Raw genomic sequence first — 25,318 nt, 5'->3', positions numbered from 1 at the left:
GACTGTGCGGCGGGCCGCCGTCCGGTGTCGATGACCTGTGAGGTCATTGCCGCCGGACACTTCATGGGAGAGCCTCGGAGCATGGTCACCTCGGAACCGGTCGGAGTGCTCGTACGGCGTTGGCGGGACCGCCGCAGCCGGTCACAGATGGACGTGGCGCTGGCGGCGAACCTGTCCACCCGGCACCTGAGCTGCATCGAGACCGGACGTGCCGTCCCGAGCCGGCAGATGATCGAGCGCCTCTGCGACGAGCTGGACGTGCCGCTGCGGGAACGCAACGCCTTCCACCTGGCTGCGGGCTTCGCACCCGTCCACCCCGAGCGGCCGCTCGACGATCTCGGTGCCGCCCGGGAGGTCGTCCGGGCGGTGCTCGCCGGCCACGAACCCAGCCCGGCGCTCGCCGTCGACGTGCGCTGGGAACTGCTGTCCGCGAACCGGGCCGCGACGGCCTTCTTCACCGGCCTGCCCGCCCCGCTCCTCGCCCCGCCCGTCAACGTGCTGCGCGCCACGCTGCATCCGGACGGCCTGGCGCAGCGCATCCGGAACCTCGCCCAGTGGCGCGCCCACGTACTGCGGCGCATCCGCCGCCAGCTCGCCCGTACGGCGGCCGAGGGCCTCGCGGACCTCCTGGCCGAGCTGGAGTCCTACCCTGCCCCCGCCGAGGAGGAGCCGCGCAACGATCTCGCCGTTCCGCTGCTGCTGTCGTCGGACGACGGTGATCTCGCGTTCCTCTACACCACCACGGTGTTCGGCTCTCCCCGGGACGTGACCCTGGACGAGATCGCCATCGAGACATTCTTCCCCGCCGACGCGGTCACGGCCGAGGTGCTGAGGAAGGCGGCCGGGGCAGACGGACGACCGGAGGCGGGCTGACCGGAGTTCGCCCGCCCCGGCCACCGGTGACCCACCACCACGGACGGGAGCGGGGAGGCGTCGGCGACCTACGGGGCCGTCAGGTCCGAGGAACGCGCCGGCCGGAGCGGGGGACCGCACGCCTCTCACCCCGCATCGAACCCCTCACCGGCCGCCACGTAACATCACCGTGCTTGCTCTGACTTCGCGGTTTCACTGGGGGAACATCGTGGGTACCGGCGCTCGGAAGCGCCTCGCTGTCATGGGCGGAACACTGGCCGCCGCGCTGCTGGCGACTGGCCTGGGTCTGTACGCCACGGACAGCGGGCCGTTCCGCGACAACTACTGCTGGGGCGCGTGGGAGGCGAACAGCGGCCCGTCGTTCCTCGACGACGGGAAACTGGACGAGCCCGGATCCCACCGGAAGAGCAGGGAGACCGCCACGCCGTCCGCCGGGCACCCGCGCGGGTCCTGCTGGGTCGAGGTGACCTCGGGCGACGACGACGACACCACGCAGGACGCGGTGCGCTTCAGTGAGAAGGTCACGGTCCAGGTCGGCCCGCTCCCGGCGGCGAAGGCGGGGCGGCACGACTGGCTGGCGCAGCACTTCCACGGATCGGCCGCGCCGCTGCCCGACGGGCTCGACGGCATGGTGGGCCGCCACCGGGCCATGCTGGTGCTGCCCGAGGAGTGCGACGTCGACGGCACACCGTCGGTGGTGACGCTCCGGGGGGAGAGCTGGGGAGACGGATCCGCGGGCAGGAAACCCATGCCCTTCGCCATCGGCACGCACTCCGACATGGCACGCCTGCTGCTGGACGTCGCCAACACGACTATGCGGCACATGGGTTGCGCACCCGAGGAACCTCTGACCATTTCGTCCCCGTTCGTCACCGTCGCGGAGGACAGCGAGATCTTGGGCGACCCGCTCTGCCGCATCCCGGGCGTGCGCTTCGAGCTGGGACGGGACCGCACGGTGCGCTTCCAGGAGCAGGTGGGCGCGGTGACCGACCGGCTGCAGACCTGTTCGCTCGTCTGGAGCGCCACCCCCGGAAGCGAGGACGAGCCGGTGGCGCAGTACGTCATGACGAGCTCGCCGCGGATGACCGCCCTGTTCGGCGGACTGCCGGAGGGTGAAGACCACGGTCTGGTCCGCGCCACGTGCGACGGCCGGGAGACCGTGTTCTACGGGCACGTCCAGGGCGCTGCCGCGGTCGACCTGGCCGCGGTGAAGCGGTCGTTCAAGAACTTCGTCGCGTCCGTGGGCAACCGCATCGGATGCAGGACAGAGGGCAAGGCGTGACCAACGAGGGCAACGACGACCAGAACACTCCCGGCGAGGCGAACGGGAACGGGAACGGGAACGGGAACGGCCACGGCAACGGCGACGGGAACGAGGCCGTCCCGGACGCGCCCGCCGGCGGGGGCACGCCCGGCGAGCCCGCCCCCTCCCGCACAACACCCCCCGCACTCGGCGACATCACTCCCCGACGGTCATGGATACGCCGGGTTCTCGGCCACCGCACCGCGGTCGCCGCCACCGCGGCCGGCCTCGTCGGCGTCCTGCTGGGCGCCGGAACGGTGGCCTGGCGCACCGGCACACTGCCCCTGGCCACGTCCGACCCGTGCTGGGACTCCCTCAGCGAGGGCAGCGTCTCCGCACTGTTCGGTGACCGCCGGCTGGAGGTCGAGGAGCAGGAGCTGCGCCGCGACCCGCGCGTGGCGTCGCTCTCGTACGGGCAGTGCAGGATCACCAGCTACGAAGGCGAGCGGGCACGCCGGCAGGCCATCGTGAAGGTGCACCAGCTCGACGGTCTGTACGGCAAGGACGGCCATACGTGGCCGGCCGAATTCCTTTCCAGCCGCATGGTCGCACTGGGCGGCGACCTGCCGGGCATGGTGTCGGCGTCCCGCGCGTGGCTCGCCCTGCCCCAGAGCTGTGTGGGGCGGCCGGGCAGGATGGGAGGCGCCACCGTGGTCGACGTGGCGCTGGGCGAACACGACTTCGACTCCCAGTTCGACTTCGACCGCAGGGACCGTGCCGCCATGGCCCGCGTGATCGTCGACGCGACCAACGGCGTCATGCGTGATTTCGGCTGCACGGGAACCTATGCGGCCCCCGGGAAGCTGCCCGATCTGCCCACCTGGGGCGACCTGCGGCCGGACTCCTTCTGCGGTGTGAAGGGGCTCGAACTCCCCGCCCGGCACCGTAAGTGGCTGGAGGTCAGCCGCGTCGGCGGCGACGGCGGAGCGGCCCGGACCTGCGAGGCGGGCCAGGACTATGGCGCGCGAGTACGGATGTCCACGGTCGTCGACCCGACCGTCTCCGGGATCTACAGCCTGCAACTGCGCAGCAGCAGTGCCTCGGTGGGCGGGACGCGGGGACGGGGGGTGATCAGCCCGAACCGTGCCGTCTACCGAATCGAATGTCAGACGGGTGACGTCGTCATGACCGTGGAAACCGTGGACCGCACCGACGGCGCCGACTTCGTCAGGGATCTGCTGCCCGGATACGTCAAGGCCGAGACGGAACGCATCGGCTGCGGCTCGGTCGACATCGAGCTCCCCACACCCTGACGGGAGCGCCCCCTCTGCGGCGCGCCCCAGGAGTCAGACGAGAGGGCAGGTGAACGGCAGGACGCGCTCGCTGAGTTGGCCGGTGAGGTGGGTGGGGCCGAGAGCGGCGTCGGTGAGCCAGTCGGCCCGTGTCAGCTGGTCCAGCATCGGCTGCAGTGCGGCGGAATCCGTCGCCACCCAGGCGGCGAGCGCGTCGAGGGGGATGCCCTCCTCGCCCCCGCCGAGGCGCCCCGACGCGTCGGTCCGGGTCGCCAGCTGCAGGGCGAGCAGCCGGACGGCCGAAGTCGCCCTGGCCTTGCGGAGCTTCTTGTCGAGGACGACTCGCTGCGCCCAGCCGCTGAGCTTCGGCCGCACCTTCCTGCCGAACGAGAAGGGGCCGGAACCGTCCGCCGGGGGCCGCAGACTCGGCACGGTGATGGGCGTGGGGCTCTCGGGCCGGGAGGCGAGCAGGTCGTCGACGGTACCGGGCATGCTCAGCCAGCCGCAGCCCGTCAGCCGTCCGATGAGTTCCTCCGGCTCGTCCAGGTTCAACGCCCTGACGTCCTGCCCGACGAGGTTGCCGGTTCCGGTGTGCGCGGCGCGCAGCGTCAGCATGAGCACCAGCAGCCGGGCATCAGCGCCAGGCAGCGGGCTGTGGTCGGCGACGTGGGCGAGGACGGAACGAGCGTGCTCCCACTGCGTCGGTGAGGTCAGCAGGCGCGCCACGGCCGGCGTGTCGCCGTCGGCGCACTGACCGGTGCGCTGCAGGTGCTGCATGCGGGCCGTGGCCGCGGCCTGCTCAGCCCGCTGGGCCTCCAGCCGCAGGCTGATGTCGCCGGTGACGTCGGCCCAGGCGGCGAAGGCACGCGCCTTCCGCTCGTGCAGGCCGGCGAGCAGGGCCAGATCGGGCTCGGGCCGCTGCTGGTAGTCACGGAACTGGCTGCCCAGTTCGACGAGTTCGTCCCGCAGCACGACCGGCTGCAGGTCGTGCGGCACGAAGCGCTGCGCGATCCTGCCCAGCGGCGGGCGACGTCGCGCAGGTGCGGAGCGGGGCTCCGGCACCGCGCGCGAACGGGCCGGGGACGAGGGAAGATCGGAGAACTGGGGCACGCCGACGGGCGACGACGCCGGTCGGTCGGCGGGAGGCGGGGGAGCCTCGCCCGCGCGCCCACCCGCCCGCGCGGTGTCGACGACCTGGGCACCGGGTGTCGCGGCAGCACAGCGTGAGCAACACTCCCACGCCTGCCACCAGCGCCCTTCGCGGTCGGTGATCACGGCCAGCACGACCGCCCCGCCGCACCGCCAGGGCGGGACCCGGTCCTGCCGTTCGGTGGACCGGACGTGCATCCGGCAGCTCTCGGAGCGGCACGCGCAGTACGTACCCTCCCGCGGCTTGGAAGCCGCGCGCAGGTGGGCCTTCAGATGGGCGACCGCGGCGGCCCGGCCGGCCGCCATCGACGGCAGGCGCTGCTCCGCGCAGGCGGGGCGACTGCACGAGACCCGCACCACCGAAGTGTCCCGGCCTGCCGGGTCCAGACGCACCGTCCACCGCCGGCCGAGAACCCGCTCGTCCGGCTCGTTCGCAGCGACCTCCGCCATCCTGCCCTTCCTTCCGCGCTCCGCGTCCAGCCCCACCCCGCCTCACCGCACCGGACACGGCACAGCGGTGCGCTCACGGTACGCGGCCCCGGCACCCGCACCGCACACGAACGGGAGCGCCCCGGACCAGCTCCGGCCCCCGCAGACGGGCCGCCCTCACGCCCTCGCCCGCGCGAACCGAACCAGGCCCCGCGTCTCCCGCACCCGCCAGGAGCCCGGCCCTCGGGCCCCACCGGACTTCACCCGCCCAACCTGGCAGCTCCGGCCCCCGCTGCCGCCCGTACACACCGGCACTCTGACGACGGAGCCCCGCCTCACTCCAGGGGAGCGGCAGAATTCATTCATTCGGGTGGGCGCCCTGTTGACGAGCTGAAGGCGCCCATCGACCCCGGCAGGCCTCCAGAGGCGCTGCCCGCAATCGCCCCTGCCCCACATGCCCGGCGGCCCTCACCCTGCGGACCTCACATCTTCCCGGCCTTGCTCCACCGGTCCGCCTTGCGTGCCAGGGCCCTGGCCTTGCGGCGCGCCCCGGGCGGAAGCTGGCCGAGAAGGATGCGGGCAGCGCTGCGGAGCCGGGGCGCGGCAGAGGTGCGCTGGAGGACGCGCTGGGGGAGCGTGGTACGGCCGGGCCGGCCGACCGACAGCCGCAGTTGACCGGACGGGCCGCCCCAGTCGGGAATGACGAGCCGGGGCTGCATCCCGTCCGCCGTCGGACCCGGCATCAGGAGGGACCCCGGTTGTGCGGGCGAGGAGGACCTTCCCCGGGTGATGCGTGCCCGGCGGCCGACGCCGAGCAGTTGGGCGCTGCACCACACCGTATAGGTGCCCGGTGGCAGCGCCTCGCCGTTCGCCACGGTCCCGGGGTCGAGAACCGTCTCACCCGTGACGACCACACGGTGGCGTCCGGGCCCCACGGGCTCGGTGCGGGCCGTCAGGTCACCCTCCAGGAACCACCACTGGTTGCGCTCCGTGTCGTGGAGCAGGAGGTCACCGTGGGCGTGTCCGAGCGGGTGCGGGACCTCCCAGTCCTCGGCCCCGTGGATGCCGGCCAGCAGCTCGGGGTCGAGGTGGAGGCGGCCGTAACGCTCGACGAGGGTGAGGCGACCGCCGTCGGGGCGGACCATGCCGGCCGTGACCTTGAGGTGGAGTCTGCCGTCCCGCCAGCGGACGTCGTCCACGGTGACCTGCGGCCTCACTCCCGCCGTCCGGCGGGCGAGGTCGATCAGGGAGTCCAGGCGGCCCTCCTCCAGCAGGTGCGCCCGGAGCCGGCTGATCGCGGGCAGGCCGTCCCGGACGCCCGGCGGGAAGCTCTCGCGCGCCAGACGGCGTACGACGGTGAAGTACCGCTCGAGATCGCGGCCGGTGCGCTGCAGGACGCGGGGCTCGATGACCGGGCGGAGGAGCTCGACGCGGTAGGAGCGGCGGAGCAGGTGGTCCTGGAGCGGACCCGCCGGGATGACCTCCTTCACGGCGTCGACGACGTTCCGCAGATGACCGTAGTAGTCCTCGGGGGTGGTGGCGCGGCTGCTGGTGTTGCCGCCGTCCTCACGGCGGTTCCACAGGTAACAGGGGGGACCGGCGAGGATCGAGACGGTCTTGGCGCGTACGTAGGCCCGGGCCATGAACAGCTGGTCCTCCAGGCGGACGGGTCCCTCGGGGAACTCGATGCCGTGTCCGAGGAGGAACTCGCGGCGGAACATCTTGTGCGGGGTGAGGCTCTCGAAGAGGGGCGCGTCCTCGATCGTGCACTGTTCGACCGTGCGCTTGAAGACGTTGCTGGGGCCCGCCATCGTGCCGCCGACCTTGCCCATGACGATGTCGGAGTTGTTGCGGACCGCGAGGTCGTGGAGGCGTTCGAGAGCCTGCGGGGTCAGTTCGTCGTCCTGGTCCACGAACTGGACGTACTCGCCGCGCGCCACCCGTACCCCGACGTTGCGGGGCTTACCGGGCCACCCTGAGTTCTCCTGGTGGATCACGCGCACGTGGCGGTGCTCGGCGGCCAGCCGGTCCAGGCGCTGCGCAGAGTCGTCGGTGGAGCCGTCGTCGACGTAGATGATCTCGTAGGCGTCGGCGCCGATGCTCTGACGGAGCAGAGACGGGGCGCAGAGGTCGAGATAGGGACCCCCGTTGTACACGGGCACCACGATGCTGACCTTGATCACTGATCTCCCTGGAATCCGCGCGATTCAATCCCTTTCGGGAGAAATGGTGTCCCACATGTGGGGCCAAGGGAACGATTGGGGCGCACGAATGCCGACCGCGAGGCGGGTGTTGGCGTCGCGCCGCCGTCTTTTCGCTGGTCAACACCTCTCTCGCGCGTACTGCCGTCGATGACGACGGGCGGTGCGTCCGGCGCGTCGGGAGCCACGCCATCGGATCATCGGACGTGCGGCGCCCGTCGACTGCGGGACGTACCGCCCGCGGGGCGGGCGCCGCCGCCCCTGGTAAAATGTCCGCGTTGGCCTTCGGCCCCCTCAACAGGGGCGCGCGAAGGCTTTTTTCATGCCCTCACACCCCTCACACCCCTCCGTGCCCGGCACGTCACCCACGACCACCGCCTACCGGTCCCTCCTCCGCAACCGTGAGTTCGCGGGCCTGTACGTGAGCTTCGCGCTGAGCGTGGCCGCGAGCACCCTCTCGGGCTTCGCGCTCGGCACGCTGGTCCACCAGCAGACACGGTCACCCTTCCTGACCGCCGTGAGCATGTACGGCGCCACGTTCGCCACGGTGCTCGGTGCCCTGACACTGATGTCGGTCGCGGACGGCCACCGTCCCCGCCGTACCCTCGTCGTCCTGCAGGGCGTCGCGTCGGCGGGCGCCGCCGCCCAGGCGGTCCCGGGGCTGCCGTTGACCGTCCGGTTCGGCCTGCTCGCCGTCCTCGGCTTCTTCCAGTCGCTCGGTACCGGCACCCGCATGGGGCTGGTCAGCGAGGTGGTACCGGATACCGCGTACGCGACGGCACGTTCGCTGATGAACATCACCGCGGGCGGCACGGCGATTGTGGGGTACGCGTTCGGCGTCCTGCTGCTGCGCCACCTCACCGCGCGGGACGTCTTCGTCCTCGCCACGGCTCTGACCGGCCTCGGGCTGGTCGTCGTGGCCGCCACCGTGCGGGACCGTTCGATCCGCCCGACCCGGCGCCCCGGGCTGCGGCAGACCTGGACGGCCAACACCGCCCTGTTCGCGCACCCCGGCCGACGAGCACTGCTGCTGAACCTGTGGGTCCCCAACGGGCTCATCGTGGGCTGCGAGGCGCTGTTCCTCTCGTACGCCCCGGATCTGGCCGGAGTGTTCCTGTCCGCCGGAGCGGCGGGCATGCTCCTCGGGGACCTGACCGTCGGACGGCTGCTCACGGGCGACCGACGGAGACGCAGTGCCTTCGCGCTGAGGCTGCTGCTCGCGGCGCCGTACCTGCTGTTCGCCCTCCAACCGCCCGTGTTGGTGCTGACGGTGGCCGTGTTCGTCGCCGGTGCCGGGTTCTCCGCCACCCTGCCGCTCCAGGAACAGCTCCTCGCGTCGACCCCGCACCAGGTGCGCGGCCAGGTCCAGGGCGTCGAGTCGGCCGGCCGGATGACCTGGCAGGGCCTCGGCGCGGCCGTGGCGGGAGGGCTCGCCCAACTCCTCACCCCGGCAACGGCGATCACCGCGCTGGCCGCGGTCTCGGTTACGATCACCGTCGCCTCCCGGCCCTTCGTGGCCCGGGCAGGTGCGGCTGCCCCCGCCGACGGGTGAGTGAGTGCTGCCCCGGTGGCGCGGAGCCCGAGACCCCAGCGGGACGGTGTGCCACGTGCCGGCGCCACGCGCAGCCGGGTGCCCGCTCCGCCCGTGAGCCAGCTCCGCCGGTGTGCCCGCCCGGACGCGGCACTCGCCGGGTCGACAAGCCGCCCCACCGCCCCGCAGTCCCGCCGCCCGCCGACCTGAACGGGTCGGGGCCGAGATGCGGACGCCAGAGGGCCCGCTTAGCGTCGAAGAGTGCGGGCCGATACGCGCGCAGGGAGAAGCCGATGGCGGACGAGCAGCTGGAGCGGTTGGCGACGGAAGCATGGCTGTACGGCTATCCGTTGGTGACCGCCGGGGTGACCAAGGACGTCATGACGGCGGTCGCCGAGCGGGACGACGAGCGGCGCAAGGCTCCGGTGAACCAGTTCTGTCACATGCGCCGCACACCCGACGCCGCCTTCACCGAGGTGGTGTCGCCCAACGCCGACACCCTGTACTCCAGTGCCTGGCTGGACCTCTCCGAAGAGCCCCTGGTGCTGAACCTGCCGGAGTCCGAGGACCGCTACTGGATGGTGCCGATCCTCAGCGCGTGGTCCGACGTCGTCCACGCGCCCGGCAGCCGTCAGGACGGATCCGCCGCGGGACCCTTCCTGCTGACCGGGCCCACCTGGTCGGGCCGGGCACCGCAGGGCATGACGGTGCTGTCGTCGCCCACGGCTGTCAACTGGATCATCGCGCGGTACGCCACCGCCGGGCCGTCCGACTACGCGGTCGTTCACCGGCTTCAGGACGGCACCCGGCTCATCCCGCTGTCGCAGTGGACGGGAAACCCGGAGGACTACACCCCGCCCACCGACGCGACCGTCGCCGAGGGAGTCGACGCCGTCACCGCCCCCGTCAACCAGGTCCACCAGCTCGACGGCCGGGCGTTCTTCAGGCGGCTCAACCAGCTCCTCGTCGACAACCCGCCGAACCCCGCCGACGCGCCCTTCCTCGAGCGGGTGGCCCGGCTCGGCATCGCTCCCGGAGCGAAGCTGGAGGACCAGCCGCCGGACGTGCTCGCCGCGCTGGACACGGCCGCCGCCACGGGCCCCAAGACGCTCCAGGGGTTCAAGTCGCAGGCGGAGGCACCCGGGAACCAGGTCAACGGGTGGACCGTACACCGCGGGCTGGGCGACTACGGGACCGACTACCCCAAGCGCGCCATGGTGACCTGGGTCGGCTACGGCGCCAACCTCGACGTGGACGCCCTGTACCCGCACGCCACCAACGACGCGGACGGCCGGCCCCTCGACGGCGCGCACCGCTACGTCCTGCACTTCGACGCGGACCGGATCCCGCCGGTTCGGGGCTTCTGGTCGCTGACGATGATGAACGACCGCCAGCTGTTCGCCGACAACCCCCTGGACCGCTACGCGATCGGCGACCGCAGCGGCATGCGCACCAACCCGGACGGCTCCCTCGACATCTACGTCCAGCACGACAACCCGGGACCCGGCCGCGAGGACAACTGGCTCCCCGCGCCCGAGGGAAGTTTCAACGTCTTCCTGCGCCTGTACTGGCCGGACGAAGCGGCTCTCGGCGGGGCCTGGACCCCGCCGCCGCTGCGACGAACCAGCTGAACGGAACACGGGTACGGTTCGCGCGCGGACCCGCGTCCCCGCGTTCCGAGCCGCCCGCGCCGCCGGCCGGCCCGTCCGCCACGGGCCCGGGCGGCCCGACCGACCGGGAGCGACAGATCCGATGGTCCTCGATCTTCTGGTGATCGGTGCAGCCATCACTGCGGGGCCCCTGCACAACAGCGCCTTCATCCTGCTGCTCTCCGCGCGGAACGGCGTGCGCCAGGGCATGGCGTTCCTGCTGTCGTGGCTGGCCAACCTGATCGCGGTCATCGTCTGCGTGGTGCTGCTGACCGGCGGCAGGCAGCTCGTGCATCACAGTGCGCCCTCGACCGCCGCCGTGGCGGTGAAGCTGGCCATCGGCCTGGCGCTGGTGGTGTACGGCGCCCTCCGGCACCGTCGGCCGGCCCATCCGCGCCGGCCGCCCCGCTGGGCCGCCCGCATCGACGACGCCTCTCCGGCCGTGGCCGCCGGCCTGGCGTGGATGCTGCAACCCTGGGCGCTGGTCGCCGCAGGCGCCGCCACCGCTGTCGACGCGGACCTCTCCACCGTCGCCGACTGGTTCGCCCTGGCCTGCTACTGCCTGATCGCCACCCTCAGCCTCATCGTCATGGAGGCGTACGCCCTCCGGTCGCCCGAAGCCGCCGGCGCCCGCCTGCAGGCGCTGCGCGGCTGGATGGACCGCCATCAGGAATCGCTGATCGTCACGCTCTCCCTGCTGGCCGGCCTGTACCTGGTGGCCCGCAGCATCTACGACCTCGTGACGTGACGTGTGGCAGGGAGGCGGTGGCCCGGCACGTCACGCCGGGCCACCGCTCACCGGTGCGACGGAGACGGATCAGCAGACGGCGGTCCGGTCGTAGCGGCCGCCGACGGTACGGAAGTACGCGCTCTGCTTGTTCTTGATGGACTTGCAGGACGTGTCACGCCAGTTCTTGACGACGACCTTGACCCGCATCGTCTTGCCGCACTTGTTGTGCAGCCATGCCTGCATGCCCCCGTCGGGGTTGTTCACGACACTGCGCTGGATGCACGCCGGAGCGGTACCGCCCGCCGTGATCTGCACCGGAGCGGCCTGCGCCGGAGCGGCCCCGCTGACGACACCCGCCAGCACGAGAGCCGTCGCGCCGAGGATGGTCGTGCCCTGCTTCCTGAGCATGTGTACCCCCTTCTGCCCCGTGCCGTGTGCACGGGTTGTGGTCGCCAACGAAGTTACGGACCACAGGGGCCGCGGGCATCGCACGCCGGTGTGAGAGCGCGGTAAACCGGGGCGGTAGCGCACCGTACGGCCGTGGTTGGAGGGCCGGCGGCGATACGTCCCGGCGTCTCCTCCGGCCGAGATGCTCCGCCGCGGCATCTGCTGAAAAATGGAAGCCGCCCGCTCTGCAGAAGGGGGCCCGACAAGTCCATCGTTTCCCGGGGGTTCCACGGCCGGGCGCGGGACACCCGGCACACACTCCCGCCGGGGCAGTACGAGACCACCGGATTCCCCGTGCTCTCCGCCGGCCCCACCCCGGTGGTGCCGCACGACGAGTGGGAGTTCACCGTCCGCACGGAAGCGGGGACCGAACACAGGCGGAGGGACAACGTGGGGATCGTCGTCGACCACCTGGAGGCCGCCGTCGCCTTCTTCACCGAACTCGGCATGGAACTGGAGGGTGAGGCGCAGATCGAGGGCGCCGTGGCGGACCGGATCCTGGGCGGCTTCGACGGGGCCCGCAGCTCCATCGCGATGATGCGCACCCCGGACGGCCACGGCAAGCTGGAGCTGACGCAGTTCCACGACCCGGAGGCGACCGTCGGCGGACCGCTCGACCCGCCGCCGCCGAACACCCTGGGCCTGCACCGTGTCATGTTCGCCGTCGACGACATCGACGACATCGACGACACGATCACCCGCCTGCGCCGCCACGGGGCGGAACTCCTCGGTGACGTCGCGGAGTACGAGAACGCCTGCCGCCTCTGCAACCTGCGCGGCCCGTCGGGCATCATCGTGTCCCTGGCCCAAGAGATCGGCTGACCCCCGGGAAGGGAATGCTCCCGGGACGGCCCACGGGCACCCGCCTGCCTCAGTCGAGGAGCGCGGTCGCCTCGACCTCCACGAGCACGTCCGGCTCGAAGAGGTACTCGACGCCGATGAGCGAGGCCGGAGGCATGGGGAGACGAAGACCGATCTCCTCGGCGACGGACTCCACCCCGGCCATGAAGTCGCCGGTCTTCTCCGGGCTCCACCGGGTCACGTAGAACGTCAGGCGGAGCACGTCCGCGAAGGACGCCCCCGCGCCCGCCAGGCCGACCGACGTGTTGCGCAGTGCGTGGGCGACCTGACCGGCCAGATCGCCCGGTGTGACCGGCGCCCCGTCGGCCCGGCGGGCGACCTGGCCGCTGACGTGCACGTGCTTCGTTCCCGTGCCGACAGCGACGTGGTGGTACGGGGTCGGCTGCAGCATGCCGGCCGGGGTGAAGTGCTGAACGCTCATGGTCTTCCCTCTTCCGTTTCAGGTATCTGTAAGCTACCTAGTAGGAAAAGGACACTTCAACGAGACCAGGTTTCGCCATGGATACCGACGCCGGACTCCGCATCGAGGCTCCGCACCGGGAACTGCTCGACCAGATCCTCGACAAGTGGTCGCTGAGTGTCCTCAACGAACTGTGCGAACGCCCGTGCCGCTTCAACGAGTTGCGCCGGGCCATCCCTCAGGTCACGCAGAAGTCGCTGACCGCGACGCTCCGGAGACTCGAACGTAACGGCGTGGTCGAACGCGAGGTCGTCTCCACCCGGCCGGTCGCCGTCAGATACCGGATCACGCCGCTCGGCAAGACACTGCGCCACCCCGTCGACGTGCTGCTGGCCTGGGCCGCCGAGAACATGCCCGCCATCGCGAGCGCACGCGAGGCATTCGACGGACGGGAGGAGGAGGCGAACGCCTGACGGCCCCGCCGGCCTCCCCGTCCGCCTCACGCGTGGCTGCCGACCGTGAGACGTATCAGGCACCCAACTGCCGCAGCAGGTCGGACGAGTCGTGCAACGCCGGCGTCGCGAGCGCCCATGGCCGGGAACGAACCGCTGACGCGAACCGGCGACGCCGTCCGCTCGGCGTCACCACGGAAGGGGGCCGTAGCGGTCCTGGCGCAGCGCCCCGGCCGGCCCGCCTGGATCTCGCACGCCCACCAGACACGCGACCAACTCGCCGCCCACCTGGCCGGGGCACGCCGGATCCCGTACCCGGCCCGGGGCTGAGCGCGCCGACCGAGGCCGCCGTTCACTCAGCCGTACGGCCCCACGCCAGTCGTGCCACCCGCGGCCAGTCGGCCGTCGCCCCGGCCGGTGTCCGGGCACCCGGGCGGCGGCGCGGCACCCGGACCCGCAGCGCGCCGGGGGCACTGCGGCACACCACCGGCGAGGGCAGTTCGACGTGCTCCCCGTCGATGCCGACCGGAAGGGTGGCCGTGTCCCCTTCGACGACGACCTCTCCGGCGTTCACCCGCACGAGCCCTCCGGATCGGGCGCCGCGCACCAGCCGGGCGGCCTGGGCGGTGTTGCCGACCCGTACGCACACCACCCCGGGGAGACCCGAGTCCAGGCGTTCGCGGCGCCCCGGACGGGCCGCGTCGACGACGCGCCCGTAAGGGTTGTTGCTGACGAGAAGGGCCCGGAGCCCGTCCACGGACACCCCGTCGGCCCGCGCCCGCAGAGTCGGCGCCCCATCGCCGGTGAGAAGACCGGGCAGGGTGCGCAGGGTCGTCCGGGATTTGGCCTCCCGGTACGCCGGGTCGGTGACGACGAACCCGTACGCGCCGAACGAGACGTTGTTGACGAAGACCCGGTCTGCCGCGTAGCCGAGGTCGACGCGCAGTTCCACGCCGTCGGTGAGCCCTTTCAGTGCCGCTGCCGGATCGTCACGGTCGAGGCCGAGGTCGAGCGCGAAGTGGTTGCGGGTGCCGGCGGGGATGACCAGGAAGGGCAGATCATTGCGCGCCGCGACCTCGGCGACCAGCGCCTGCGTGCCGTCGCCGCCCGCGACCGCCAGCAGGTCCGCGCCCTCGGTGACCGCCCGGCGGGCCAGCTCTGTGACATCCTGGCGGCCGTCGAGCAGGACCACGTGGCAGCCGGCCGCGCGGGCCCGGTCGACCAGGTGGAAGCGGTCCACCTTGCCGCCGCCGGACCAGGGGTTCATGAGCACCCAGGCGTGGCGGGGCGCCTCCACCACCACCCGCCCGGACTGCCCGAGGCGGCCGGACGGGTCGTGGATGCCGGGGCCGAGTGCCGTACGGGCCGCCGTGACGGCGAGCGCCCACAGGGCGACGGCGACCAGGGCCGGCCCGAGCATGCCGGAGACCGCGTACAGGGTGAGCACGGTGACCGGCGCGACAACGGACAGCACGGCTCCGAGAACCCGCAGCACACCGGAGTGGGCCAGGACCCACCACACCCCCACCGCCGCGAGCGCCAGTCCGGCGATACCGACGAGCACCCACAGCACGCTCCGCAGCCCGGCCGCGGCGAGCGGCACCGCCACGCTCGCCGCCAGAGCGAGCAGAGCGAGGCGTGCCCGCCAGACCCCGGGCCCGGGGACGACCGGGGCTGCCCCGGGCTTCCCGGGCCGCACGGCGTCCGCGCCCTGCGCGGTCCGGCCGCCGCCCCTTCTCCGCATCCTCGCGGCTGGTTCCGCCCGGGGCTCCTGCCGGATGACGTGCCGTCGTGCTGCCACGTCACCCCCGCGCCGGCGCGACCTCATGCCCGATGGGTCGGAGACCCCTGGAAGAGGGGACGGTCCTCCTCCGAGGCCGGACGGCCCTCGCTCAGGCTGTCGAGGGTGCCGCGCGGGACCACGCACAGGGCCCAGATGATGAAGCCCGAAATGGTGATCAGCACGATCGACCACACCGGGTAGTACGGCAGGGAAAGGAAATTGGCGATGATGACGAATCCGGCGATGACGACCCCGGAGACCCGCGCCCAGGTCGCGGTCTGGAGCAGCCCGATGCTGACGATCACGCCGACGACGCCGAGCGCCAGGTGGATCCAGCCCCAGCCGGTCAGGTCGAACTCGAAGACGTAGTTGCGCGTGGTGACGAAGATGTCGTCCTCGGCGATGGCCATGACGCCCCGGAAGAGGTCGAGCAGGCCGACGAGGAAGAGCATCACGGCAGCGAAGGCCGTGAGTCCGGTCGCCCACTCCTGCTTCGCCGTGGGAGTCGGCCGGGTGTGTGTGGCGGACATCGTGCGCCTCGATTTCTGTGCGGCGGATGTGTTCCGCGGGGCCGGATCGTCAGTGACCGGAGGCCCGCGTGGTGCTGCCCGACGGTTCCGCCGGACCGTGGCCGGCCAGGACCAGGTCCTTCGCCCGGCGGAACTCCTCGTCGGTGATGTCACCGCGGGAGCGGATCTCGGACAGCTTCGCCAGTTCGTCCACGCTGCTGGTCCGGCCACCGGCGGCGGCCTGCCTGATGTAGGCGTCGAACTCCTCCTGCTGCGTGCGCGCCTGCTTCATCTCCCGGCGGCCCATGTTCTTCCCGCGGGCGACCACGTAGACGAACACGCCGAGGAACGGCAGCAGGATGGTGAACACCAGCCAGCCCGCCTTCCCCCCGCCGCTCAGGTCGTCGTCGCGGAAGATGTCGACGACGACGCGGAACAGCAGGACGAACCACATGATCCACAGGAAGAACAGGAGCATGCTCCAGAAGACGCTCAGCAGGGGGTAGTCGTACGCCAGGTACGTCGTCTGCGCGCTCATCTCTCTCCTCCGTCCAGGGGCGTCCGCCAGGGCGCCCTCCGCGTGCTGTCCTCAGCGTGGGCACGGCAAGTGCCGGGTGGCCTCACCCGAAGCGGGTGAGGCCGTGGGCCGGGGGCGGCGACGGCCGGGGGTCCGAACCCACCGTGCGGTGGTGCGGTGACGGCAGCGCAAGGAACCTTTCCGCACCCCCCGGCAGCCCCGCGTCAGGCCGCCGGAGCGCTGGAGGAGGGCGAGGAGGGCACCGGGGGCACGGCTCTGCGGAGGGCGGCCCGCCAGGCGAGGGCGACCGCGGCCTCGGCCAGACCGAGGAGGACGAGCCACAGGCCGAGCAGCCGGGTCAGGGCCCGGGCCGACTCGGCCGGCAGGGCGAGCACCACGATCCCCGCGACGATGCCGAGCACGGCGACGACCACCACGACGCCCCGGTGCGGCAGCTCCTCCGCGGCGATCGCCGTGTACAGGGTGAGCAGGCCCGACACGAGCCAGACGACTCCGACGATCAGCGAGAGTGCGGCGATCGTCTGCAACGGGTTCCGCAGGCACAGCACACCGGCCAGGACGTACAGCACGGCCAGGAGCAGCCCCGGCAGCCGTTCGTGCCCCTCCCGCGCGAAGACGGCCACGAACCGGAACGCCCCGGTGACGAGCAGGTAGAGACCGATGAGCACCGCCAGGACGTGCAGGGTCGCCTCCGGCCACACCAGCACGAGCAGGCCGGGCACGAGCGTGGTGACGGCGGACCCCATGAGCCAGGTCCAGGAACGGCCCACCCGCGCGAGCAGGTAGGCGGAGTCACCCGGCACCGCACCCGGCCCCGGGGCGGTCCCGCCGATTCCTGCCCCCGGTGCGGAGGGCGAAGTCTGGCGGCCCCCACGCGGCACGGTCATGATTCCTCCTCGCGTCGCACCCCCGCCCGACGCCGTCGCTCACGCGCGGATCCCGAGCGGACGGCGACGCCGGCGGGGGAAGCACCCGACCGCTCCCCCCGACGGCTCCAGCGTCACGCCCCCCGTCGCGCGACCGGCTCACCCACCACGGGTGAGTGACCCGGGCAGCGCCGTCCAAGGACCGCCCCTGCCCGTGTCACTCCGGCAGTTGGCGTATCTCCACGACCCGGAGTCCCAGTGACTGACAGCGGGCGAGCAGCCCGTACAGGTGCGCCGCGTCCTCCACGGGGCCGAACAGCACGGTCTGCCCCGCCATCACCACGTGGCCCAGCTCCGGGAACGCCCGGGCCAGCGGCTCCGACACGTGTCCCTCGACCCGTATCTCGTAGCGCACGCAACTGCCCTTCCGTGGACGGCCGCGGACCGGTGGACGAGCTCGTCACCTGTACGTCCACCTGCGATGGTCCGCCCGGCCGCTCGGCACGGCCTCACCCGGCACAGGTGACCGGCAGGGGAGAGGGATCGGCGCCCGGCCGGGGGATGCCGGGCATCAATGCTTCAGGAAGATCTTGAACGAGATGATCAGCAGGCCGAGCAGCAGGTTGATCGACGCCGTGGCGGCCATGAGCCGCGGTGAGGCACCCGCCCGCCGTGCCGCCGCCACCGACCAGCCCACCTGACCGGCCACGGCGACGCACACCGCCAGCCAGAGGGCACCCCGCACGTCCAGCCCCAGCAGCGGGCTGACGGCCACCGCGGCGGCCGGCGGGACGGTGGCCTTGACGATCGGCCACTCGTCCCGGCAGACGCTCAGCACGACCCGGCGGTCCAGGGCCTGTTGCGCCAGGCGCGCCCCGAACAGATGGGCGTGGACGTGCGCGACCCAGAACGCCACCCCGGTGAGCAACAGCAGCAGCACCAGCTCGACGCGGGGGAAGTCGCCCAGGGAACCCGCGCCGGTCACCACGGACGCCGCGAGCATGGAGCCGTAGACACCGCCCGTGTAGTCCGCCCGGGCCCGCTGCCCCGCACGGCTCGTCCCGCGGCTTGCCCCCGAGCCGGTCGCAGCTCTGGTCCTGCCCACGGATGACTCCCTCCGGCTCCCGCCTGCTCAGCCTGCGGATCCGCCGGCGCCCGTGCCGGCCGACCCGGCAGCCCCGTCCGCTCCCGTCGTCGCCGACTCGGCCGGCTGCCTCCCGCGGCTGCTTCGGGCGGCGGTGGGCAGGTGGTGGGTGACCAGGAAACTGGCGAGGACGATGCCGCCGGTGGCCAGGACGGCCGCCTTCAGACCGTCCAGCTGCGCGGAGGCGTAGGAGTCCGCCAGCGCGTCGACCTCGGACGGGGGAAGGCCGGCCCGCTCCGCTGCCGTCCGCACCTGATCGGTGGGGACGAAACTGATGCCCGCCTGCAGCGCGACACCGACCTCGTCCCTCGTGGCCTCGGACAGCCTGGGGTTGTCCGTCACCTGCGTGGTGGCGGCATGGGCCAGCGCGCCGATGAGGATCGATCCGATGAGGGCGGTGCCCAGCGCGGAACCCAGATTCTGGGCCGTGAACTGCAACCCTCCCGCCTCACTGCGCTCCTCCTCCCCGACAGCGGACTGGATGACGTTGCCGAGCTGGGAGGCGAGCAGACCGATCCCCACGCCCAGCACCGCCATGGCCCCGGCGAACTGGGCGTCGTCGATAGCCGGGTCGATGGTCGCCAGCAGCCACACGATGGCCGCCGCCAGGATCAGCAGTGCGAGCCGCACGACCCGCCGCGGCCCCAGGGTGCGTCCCAGCGAGGAGGCGGACAGGGACGTGACGAACATGGTCACGGACACCGGCAGCAGGCGCAGCCCGGTCTCGAACGCGTCGAAGCCCTGTACCGCCTGCAGATACAGGGGGATCGTGAAGAACAGTCCCAGCAGAATGAGATTCTGGCTGAGCAGCGCCATCAGACCGGACCGCAGCACGGGCCGGCCCAGCAGTGACAGGTGCACCAGCGGGTCGACACCTCCGCCCTCCCGCCGCCGCTCCCAGGACCGGAAGGCGGCCAGCACGACCGCCCCGGCACCGACGACGAACAAGGTCGGCGCGAAGCCCAGGACGGTGAACGGCGGATTGCGCGGCTGCACCCACCCCCAGGTGCTGCTCTGCAGCACCCCGAGCACGCCCAGCCCCAGCCCGACGGCGGACAGTACCGCCCCCACTCCGTCCAGCCGCGGCCGTGCGCCCGTCGCGGCGGGCGTTGCGATCACCCGGCGGCACAGCAGCACCGCCACCACGACGACGACCTCCCCGGCGAAGACCAACCGCCAGGTCAGGTACGTCGTCACCCAGCCGCCCAGCAACGGGCCCACCGCGATCCCGGCCCCGGCGAGCCCGCCGATGACCGCGTACGCGACGGCCCGGTCCCGACCGCGGTACGCCTCCGCGACCAGCGCTGCCATGGCCGGCAGCACCATCGCCGCCCCCAGCCCCTCGATCACCGACCAGCCCAGGGTGAGCACCCACAAGGAGGGCGCCACGGCGGTCAGGGCCGACCCGACGCCGTAGACGACCAGTCCGAGCAGGAACATGCGCCGCCGCCCCAGGATGTCCCCGAACCTGCCCCCGATGAGCATGAAACTGGCCATGACCAGCGCGTACAGGGTGATGACGGCCTGGATGGCGGTGACCTCGGTGTCGAAGTCGTCGACCAGCTGACTGATGGACACGTTCATGACGGAGGTGTCCAGGACCATCAGGAACTGGGCCGTGCCGAGGACGATCAGTGCCCGCCAGTGCTTCACGCCGTCCACCTCGACCTCGCCGTGTCGCAGCAGTACGCCCCACGGCCGGTCACCGGCCCGGCCCGCACACCACCGCTTCCTCCCACGGCATCCGAACGACGGGCACCCCGCCTCACCCGCCACGGGGGAAGGGCCGCGCCGCTGAACGGACAGGCATCCCCGCCGGGCGCGTCCGATCCTGTCGCCGTGCTCAGGGCGTGGCTGCCGACAGGCCGGTCGCCCGCCGTGTCCACGCGTTGGACCAGTCCCGCGTGGACAGCACGAGCAGGTAGCCGTCGGGGTCCTGGATCGTCACACCCCAGGTGTCCCAGTACGGGTTGTGCGCGGGCACCCGCTTGCCGCCGTGCTGCTCCAGCCTGTCGACCAGGGAGTCGGGTACCGGTTCGCCCCGAGGTAGACGACCAGGAGGTCTTCGGGGGTCGGCCGCGGCTCGACGGGAGCCGCCGGGTCGTGGACGAGTTCGAGGTGCCAGCCGGCGTCGGGCCAGCCGGCCATGAGCAGCGAGGCGTCTCCCGGCGTGCCGTCCGCGGCGTGCCGGTACAGGATGTCGAAGCCGAGGCCGAAGACCCAGAAACGTTCCGCTGCCCGGAGGTCGCGTGAGGGCCGGGCGATGCGGATGTGTGCTGCGGCGTCAGCCGGCATGGGGTGTTCCTCCTGAGGGGGCGGGCCTGTTGAGCACCCGCGACGGCGTGCGGCGCTGTGGGTGGGAGCGAGCTTAGGGATCGCGTCACCGCGTGCCATCGGGCGCTGGTCCTACGTCTGCGTGCCGAGAATCCCGGTCGCGCCCGCGCACGTCCGCCGGCTCGCGCAGTTCAAGGACTTCGCAGCAGCCGCCTCCCGCCGGGCGGCCGTCGACGGCGCCCGAAAGCCGGCTTCGGCCTGAGGCCGCCGCGGGGGCCCGTACCTCCGGGGTGGGTGGGGCCCCGCGGGCCACGTGCCCGCGTCGCGGGGCGGCGTGACGCAGCGGAAGCCGGCACTCCTCCACCCCGCCGAGAAGGCCGCCCGCCCCCCGGCCCGGCCCAGTCCGGTCCCTTCCGGTCCGGGCCGAAGGTCAGTCTTGGAGAACGGTGTCGTCGAGGACCGCCCGGATGGTGTCGACGGTGTGTGGGGTGGGGGAGTGGAGGATGCTGTAGTGGTTGGTCCCGGGGATGCGGTGGGTGGTGACGCGGGTGGGGTCGAGGTGGGCGGTGGTGATCTGGTCGGGGGTGTAGAGGGCCCGCGGCTCGTCGAGCAGCCCGCGTTCGGCGTGGAAGAACGTGGCGCGGACCTGGCGTCGGTGGAGCGCGGCGTGCGTCTCGGGGTCGGTGAGGATGTCCGTGCCGTCGGCGCGGACGGCGTCGAGGACGCAGCTGCTGCGCAGGTTCGGGGCCGTGCCGGTGAGGTCGTGGTCGACGTAGGCGGCCAGATGGGCGTTCCAGTGCGGGGCGAGCGCGGGATGGGCGCGGAAGTACGCCTGGTAGGCCTCGCGGGTTTCGAAGGTCATGCGGAGGCGATCCATGGCGGGACCGATGACGGCCTGGAGGAGCTGGTCGATGTCGGTGCCGGGGGGCGCGGGGAACGCGAGGCCGCCGTCGACGAGCACGACGTGCGGGAAGCGATCGGGATGGCGGGCGGCGGCGAGGGCGGCGACGAAGGCGCCCATGGAGTGCCCGATGAGGACGGCCTGCCGGCGGCCCAGGTGGTTCAGGAGACCGACGGTGTCCGCCACGTGCGCGGCCAGCCCGTAGGGGCCCGGCAGGCCCGCGCTGTCGGCGCGGCCGCGCAGGTCGGGGGCGTGGAGGTCCAGGTGGGGGAGGGCGTCGGCGAGGGCGGTGAAGGCCAGGGAGTTGGCGGTGATGCCGTGCAGGGCGATGACGGGCGGCCCGGAGCCGGGCCAGTGGCTGACGGCGAGGTGGCCGCCGTCGGCCGGCACGGTGAGGGTCCGCCGTTCGCGGACGGGACGGAAGGTGGGGTGGGTGTGTGTCATGGCTGCTTTCCGCGCCGGAGGTTCGGTGGGGCCGCCGGCGGCCGGGACGGTGACATCCCGCCCGCGGCCGGCCCCGTCGTGGTCGCTGGTCGGTGCCGTCACTGCTTCCTGCGGCGGAGGTTGGCCAGCCCGCCGGGAGCGATGTACACGGTGACGACGAACAGGGTGCCCAGGATGAGCATGGGCTCGATGCCCAGGTGCAGCCCGCCGAGACGCTGGTCGAGGTAGGTGAAGAGCACACCGCCGATCAGCGGCCCCCAGCGGGTTCCGCTGCCGCCGAGGACGGCCATCACGAGGAGCGTGAGGGTGAACTCGGGGGTGCTGGTGTGAGGGGTGGCCCCGGCGGTGACCAGCAGGTGGACGGTGCCGCCGAGCACGGCGAGCGCGGAGGCGAGGGTGAACGCGGCCAGCTTGTGCGTGTAGGGGTTGCGGCCGAGGACGCCCACGCGCTGCTCGTTGTCCCGGATGGCCTGCCAGATGCGGCCCGTGGGGCGGCTGGTGGCCGTCCACACGATCGCGGTGACCAGGACGAGGTAACCGAGGGCGAGCCAGTAGAGGTTGGCGGTGTTGGCGACGCCGGTCAGGGCGGCCGGAACCGCGTCGACGTACAGCGGCAGGCCCTCCTCACCGCCGGTGAGGCCGCCGGGGTTGCGTTCCACCCAGATGGCGCCGGCCTGCGCGAAGGCGAGCGTCACCATGGCGAAGCCGACGCCGCCCAGCGCGAGGGTGCGCAGGGAGATCGCGCCGAGGACGACGGCGGCGCAGGTGCCGAGGACGAGGGTGAGCAGGGCGGCGGGCACCAGGCCGAGGCTGAGCTCGGTCATGGCGAGCTGCGTGCCGTAGGCGCCGCCGGCGATGTAGAGGGCGTGGCCGAAGGAGAGCAGGCCGGTGCGCCCGAACATCAGGTCGTAGCCGGCGGCGAGGCCGGCGAAGACGAGGCACAGCGCGAACAGCTGCAGGGAACCGGGGGAGTTGACGGGCCCGTCGAGCAGGAACGGGATGGACAGCGACGAGTAGGGCAGCAGCGCCAGCACCAGCAGGACGGCGGCCGGCAGGGTGAGGGGCCGCAGGCGTCGCAGCGGCCCGCCGGGCGAGGAGGCTGCGGCCGGCTTCGCCGCGGGCGGGGCGGCGGGTGCGGTACGGGGGGTGCGGGTGGCGGTCATGCCGTGCCTCCTGCGGTGCTGGCGGTACGGGTGGTGCGTTGGGCGGCCAGGAGGCGGCGCAGACGCTGCAGTACGGTGGGGCCGGTGGCGGCGGGGCGGGTCAGGACGACGGCCGCCAGCAGGACGACGACGGCGAGGTCTCCGTAACCGCCGGCGTAGTAGTTGGCGTACTGCTGCACCAGCCCGACGGTCAGCGCGGCGACGGCGACGTTGGTGATGGAGTACAGGCCGCCGATGATGACGACGACGAACGCGAACACCAGCAGCGAGGTCCCCTGGTGCGGGGAGAGGGAGCCGAAGTAGAGGCCGCCGAGGACACCGGCGAGACCGGCCAGCGCCCCGCCGAGCGCGAAGACGAGGGTGAAGGCACGGGTGACGTCGATGCCCAGGGCGGTGACCATGGCACGGTCCTCGACACCGGCCCGGACGATGAGACCGTAGCGGGTGCGGGCCATGAACAGGCGCACACCGATCAGGACGACGACGGCGACGGCGATGAGCACGAAGCGGTTGACGGGCACCCGGGCCCCGAGGATCCCGACCGTGCCGGTCAGGGCGTCGGGGACGGGGAAGGGCCGGGCGTCCGCCCCCCACACGGTCTGCACCAGTGCCGGAAGGGCCAGCGACAGGCCGACGGTGACGAGGATCTGCTCCTTCACCCGCCCGTACAGCCGCCTGATGAGGACCAGTTCCACCACCACCGCGAGCCCCAGGCCGGTCGCGGTGCCGACGACCGCGGCCAGCAGCAGCCCCGGGACGCCGCCGACGGCGTCCGCGGTGAGCCAGGCCGTGTAGACGGCGACGGTCAGGAACGCGCCGTGGGCGAAGTTCAGGACGTCCATCAGCCCGAAGATCAGGGCGAGTCCGGAGGCGATGAGGAAGTACAGGGCCCCCAGGCCGAGTCCGGTGAGGGTGAGCAGGACGAGGGTGTCCATCAGGCGGCTCCGGAGGTGCTGGTGTGACGGCCGACGCCCAGCAGCGCTGTCGTGCGTTCGGTGTCCGTGAGCAGGTCGTGCGCGTCGCCCGTGTGCACCACCCGGCCGGCGTCCAGGACGACGGCGTTGCGGGCGAGGCGGCGCACCACGGCCAGGTTCTGCTCCACGAGCAGCAGCGGGACGCGTTCCGCGGCGCGCTCGAGGACCTCGGCCGTTTCGGTGACGACGCGGGGTGCGAGCCCCTTGGTCGGTTCGTCGACGACGACGAGGGTGTTGTCGTTGAGCAGCGTCCGCGCCAGGGCGACCATCTGCTGCTGACCGCCGGACAGCGTCCCGGCGCGCTGGGCGCGGCGGGCGGCCAGCTCCGGGAACAGGTCGTGGACGAGGTCGTAGTGGTGGGTACTGCCCGGGCGTTCGGCGAGGGTGAGGTTCTCGGCGACGGTCAGGTGGGCGAAGATCCCGCGGTCCTCCGGGGCGTAGCCGATGCCCCGCCGGACGGTGCGGTGGGTGGCCTCGTGGGTGATGTCGTCACCGGCGAAGGTCACCCGTCCCGCGGTGATGCGCCCGCCGTCCGGGAGCAGCCCCAGCACGGCCCGCAGGGTGGTGGTCTTGCCCACGCCGTTGCGCCCCAGCAGGGCGGTCACACCGGAGGCCGGCACGTCGAAGGTGACGTCGGTGAGGATGCGCGAACCGGTGATGTCGACGCTCAGGCCGCTGACGGACAGGACCGGAGCCGACGGCGCGGTCGAGGATTCTGGTGCGGTCACAGGGCGTCTCCCAGGTAGGCCTGCTGCACGGTGGAGTTGGCCATGACCTCGTCGGGCGGGGCGGCGGCCAGCAGGCCGCCGTGGTGCATGACGGCGACCCGGTCGGCGAGCCCCAGGACGACGTCCATGTGGTGCTCCACGAGGAGCACGGTGCGGCCCTCCTCGCGGTGGAGGCTGCGGATGAGATCGGTGAGTTCGCCGGTCTCCTCCGAGGCCACGCCGGCCATCGGCTCGTCCAGCAGCATCAGCCGCACCCGGTCGGGCCCGGGGGCGAAGGTCGGGGCCAGGAGCATGGCCAGTTCCAGCTTCCGCTTGTCGCCGTGCGAGAGCCCGGCCGCCAGGTCGGGGCCCCGCCCGGCCAGCCGGACCCGCGCCAGCACACCGGCCACGTCGGCGGACGTGACACGGCGGATGCCCGCGCAGCGCGCGGCCAGCTCGACGTGCTCGGCCACCGTCATGGTCGCGAACACCGAGGAGGACTGGAAGGTCCGGCCGATACCGCGCCCGGCACGCCGGTGCGGGGCCAGGGAGGAGATGTCCCGTCCGTCGAGGCGGATACGGCCCGCCGTGGGCCGGGTCAGGCCGCTGACGAGGTTGAACAGCGACGTCTTGCCGGCGCCGTTGGGGCCGATGACGGCCAGGAGCTCACCCTCCTCCACGGCCAGCGACACCTCGCGGATGATGTCGGCCCCGCCGACGGACCAGCTCAGGTCCTCCAGTTGCAGTACGGGTGCCAT

Annotated in this window: 24 protein-coding genes and 1 pseudogene; 8 read left to right on the top strand and 17 right to left on the bottom strand. The window is 72.6% G+C overall.

Annotated features, from left to right (window positions below; genetic code table 11):
* Positions 1–81 precede the first annotated feature (81 nt).
* From ACIRPP_RS30505 to ACIRPP_RS30495, 3 genes are all read left to right on the top strand, one after another.
* Complete coding sequence (locus ACIRPP_RS30505; RefSeq protein WP_403649550.1) at positions 82–873, top strand: helix-turn-helix domain-containing protein; 792 nt, start codon at positions 82–84, stop codon at positions 871–873.
* A 241-nt stretch (positions 874–1,114) separates the two neighbouring features.
* Positions 1,115–2,155, top strand: coding sequence for a hypothetical protein (locus ACIRPP_RS30500; RefSeq protein WP_403649547.1), 1,041 nt, complete (start codon positions 1,115–1,117; stop codon positions 2,153–2,155).
* Complete coding sequence (locus tag ACIRPP_RS30495) at positions 2,152–3,429, top strand: hypothetical protein (protein WP_403649544.1); 1,278 nt, start codon at positions 2,152–2,154, stop codon at positions 3,427–3,429. Before ACIRPP_RS30500 ends, ACIRPP_RS30495 begins: the two co-directional genes overlap by 4 nt.
* Before the next feature lie 33 nt (positions 3,430–3,462).
* On the opposite strand, the gene ACIRPP_RS30490 is transcribed toward ACIRPP_RS30495, so the two are convergent.
* Both ACIRPP_RS30490 and ACIRPP_RS30485 read right to left on the bottom strand, forming a co-directional pair.
* Positions 3,463–5,007, bottom strand: coding sequence for a hypothetical protein (locus ACIRPP_RS30490; protein ID WP_403649541.1), 1,545 nt, complete (start codon positions 5,005–5,007; stop codon positions 3,463–3,465).
* Between the two features lie 461 nt (positions 5,008–5,468).
* Positions 5,469–7,169, bottom strand: coding sequence for a glycosyltransferase (locus ACIRPP_RS30485; RefSeq protein ID WP_403649538.1), 1,701 nt, complete (start codon positions 7,167–7,169; stop codon positions 5,469–5,471).
* Between the two features lie 340 nt (positions 7,170–7,509).
* Here ACIRPP_RS30485 and ACIRPP_RS30480 point away from each other — a divergent pair, with 340 nt between their 5' ends.
* From ACIRPP_RS30480 to ACIRPP_RS30470, 3 genes are all read left to right on the top strand, one after another.
* The gene (locus ACIRPP_RS30480; RefSeq protein ID WP_403649535.1) at positions 7,510–8,739 is read left to right on the top strand and encodes an MFS transporter; all 1,230 of its coding nucleotides are present in this window, start codon (positions 7,510–7,512) and stop codon (positions 8,737–8,739) included.
* Positions 8,740–9,011: 272 nt separating this feature from the next.
* Positions 9,012–10,349 (top strand): DUF1254 domain-containing protein, encoded by a 1,338-nt coding sequence (locus tag ACIRPP_RS30475; RefSeq protein ID WP_403649532.1) that lies wholly within the window; start codon positions 9,012–9,014, stop codon positions 10,347–10,349.
* Between the two features lie 121 nt (positions 10,350–10,470).
* Positions 10,471–11,115: a GAP family protein gene (locus tag ACIRPP_RS30470; protein ID WP_403649529.1), complete on the top strand. Its 645-nt coding sequence runs from the start codon at positions 10,471–10,473 to the stop codon at positions 11,113–11,115.
* 69 nt (positions 11,116–11,184) lie between these two features.
* On the opposite strand, the gene ACIRPP_RS30465 is transcribed toward ACIRPP_RS30470, so the two are convergent.
* Positions 11,185–11,505 carry a hypothetical protein gene (locus ACIRPP_RS30465; protein WP_403649526.1) on the bottom strand — a complete coding sequence of 107 codons (321 nt, stop codon included), beginning with the start codon at positions 11,503–11,505 and terminating at the stop codon, positions 11,185–11,187.
* A 429-nt stretch (positions 11,506–11,934) separates the two neighbouring features.
* On the opposite strand from ACIRPP_RS30465, the gene ACIRPP_RS30460 reads away from it, so the two are divergent.
* Positions 11,935–12,366: a VOC family protein gene (locus ACIRPP_RS30460; protein ID WP_403649633.1), complete on the top strand. Its 432-nt coding sequence runs from the start codon at positions 11,935–11,937 to the stop codon at positions 12,364–12,366.
* Positions 12,367–12,415: 49 nt separating this feature from the next.
* On the opposite strand, the gene ACIRPP_RS30455 is transcribed toward ACIRPP_RS30460, so the two are convergent.
* A complete protein-coding gene (locus ACIRPP_RS30455; RefSeq protein WP_403649523.1) occupies positions 12,416–12,826 on the bottom strand; it encodes a RidA family protein in 411 nt (136 codons plus the stop codon).
* 77 nt (positions 12,827–12,903) lie between these two features.
* On the opposite strand from ACIRPP_RS30455, the gene ACIRPP_RS30450 reads away from it, so the two are divergent.
* Positions 12,904–13,278, top strand: a complete 375-nt coding sequence (locus tag ACIRPP_RS30450; protein ID WP_403649520.1) for a winged helix-turn-helix transcriptional regulator — start codon at positions 12,904–12,906, stop codon at positions 13,276–13,278.
* Positions 13,279–13,609: 331 nt separating this feature from the next.
* Here the strand turns inward: ACIRPP_RS30450 and ACIRPP_RS30445 are convergent, their stop codons facing one another.
* The 13 genes and pseudogenes from ACIRPP_RS30445 to ACIRPP_RS30385 all read right to left on the bottom strand — a co-directional run bounded on the left by ACIRPP_RS30445 (position 13,610) and on the right by ACIRPP_RS30385 (position 25,318).
* Positions 13,610–15,001: a diacylglycerol/lipid kinase family protein gene (locus ACIRPP_RS30445; protein ID WP_403649517.1), complete on the bottom strand. Its 1,392-nt coding sequence runs from the start codon at positions 14,999–15,001 to the stop codon at positions 13,610–13,612.
* An 80-nt stretch (positions 15,002–15,081) separates the two neighbouring features.
* Positions 15,082–15,570 (bottom strand): hypothetical protein, encoded by a 489-nt coding sequence (locus ACIRPP_RS30440; protein WP_403649514.1) that lies wholly within the window; start codon positions 15,568–15,570, stop codon positions 15,082–15,084.
* A 49-nt stretch (positions 15,571–15,619) separates the two neighbouring features.
* Complete coding sequence (locus ACIRPP_RS30435; RefSeq protein ID WP_403649509.1) at positions 15,620–16,087, bottom strand: SHOCT domain-containing protein; 468 nt, start codon at positions 16,085–16,087, stop codon at positions 15,620–15,622.
* A gap of 203 nt (positions 16,088–16,290) precedes the next feature.
* On the bottom strand, positions 16,291–16,974 hold the full coding sequence (locus ACIRPP_RS30430; protein ID WP_403649506.1) for an HdeD family acid-resistance protein: 684 nt from the start codon (positions 16,972–16,974) through the stop codon (positions 16,291–16,293).
* A 196-nt stretch (positions 16,975–17,170) separates the two neighbouring features.
* Positions 17,171–17,368 carry a hypothetical protein gene (locus ACIRPP_RS30425; protein WP_403649503.1) on the bottom strand — a complete coding sequence of 66 codons (198 nt, stop codon included), beginning with the start codon at positions 17,366–17,368 and terminating at the stop codon, positions 17,171–17,173.
* Positions 17,369–17,524: 156 nt separating this feature from the next.
* Positions 17,525–18,058, bottom strand: coding sequence for a hypothetical protein (locus tag ACIRPP_RS30420; RefSeq protein ID WP_403649501.1), 534 nt, complete (start codon positions 18,056–18,058; stop codon positions 17,525–17,527).
* Between the two features lie 27 nt (positions 18,059–18,085).
* Positions 18,086–19,750 carry an MFS transporter gene (locus ACIRPP_RS30415; protein ID WP_403649497.1) on the bottom strand — a complete coding sequence of 555 codons (1,665 nt, stop codon included), beginning with the start codon at positions 19,748–19,750 and terminating at the stop codon, positions 18,086–18,088.
* A 190-nt stretch (positions 19,751–19,940) separates the two neighbouring features.
* Positions 19,941–20,392: pseudogene (locus ACIRPP_RS30410) on the bottom strand (VOC family protein).
* Between the two features lie 409 nt (positions 20,393–20,801).
* Positions 20,802–21,716 carry an alpha/beta hydrolase gene (locus ACIRPP_RS30405; RefSeq protein ID WP_403649494.1) on the bottom strand — a complete coding sequence of 305 codons (915 nt, stop codon included), beginning with the start codon at positions 21,714–21,716 and terminating at the stop codon, positions 20,802–20,804.
* A gap of 98 nt (positions 21,717–21,814) precedes the next feature.
* On the bottom strand, positions 21,815–22,879 hold the full coding sequence (locus ACIRPP_RS30400) for a branched-chain amino acid ABC transporter permease (RefSeq protein ID WP_403649491.1): 1,065 nt from the start codon (positions 22,877–22,879) through the stop codon (positions 21,815–21,817).
* Positions 22,876–23,814 (bottom strand): branched-chain amino acid ABC transporter permease, encoded by a 939-nt coding sequence (locus ACIRPP_RS30395; protein ID WP_403649488.1) that lies wholly within the window; start codon positions 23,812–23,814, stop codon positions 22,876–22,878. The genes ACIRPP_RS30400 and ACIRPP_RS30395 overlap by 4 nt, the downstream gene beginning before the upstream one ends.
* On the bottom strand, positions 23,814–24,581 hold the full coding sequence (locus ACIRPP_RS30390) for an ABC transporter ATP-binding protein (protein ID WP_403649485.1): 768 nt from the start codon (positions 24,579–24,581) through the stop codon (positions 23,814–23,816). The genes ACIRPP_RS30395 and ACIRPP_RS30390 overlap by 1 nt, the downstream gene beginning before the upstream one ends.
* Positions 24,578–25,318 (bottom strand): ABC transporter ATP-binding protein, encoded by a 741-nt coding sequence (locus tag ACIRPP_RS30385; RefSeq protein ID WP_403649482.1) that lies wholly within the window; start codon positions 25,316–25,318, stop codon positions 24,578–24,580. The genes ACIRPP_RS30390 and ACIRPP_RS30385 overlap by 4 nt, the downstream gene beginning before the upstream one ends.

It is taken from the genome of Streptomyces sp. NPDC101219 (assembly GCF_044767675.1).
GTDB lineage: Bacteria > Actinomycetota > Actinomycetes > Streptomycetales > Streptomycetaceae > Streptomyces.
Note: the sequence above shows the minus strand (reverse complement) of the source record. Positions and strands in the feature narration are given on the sequence as shown.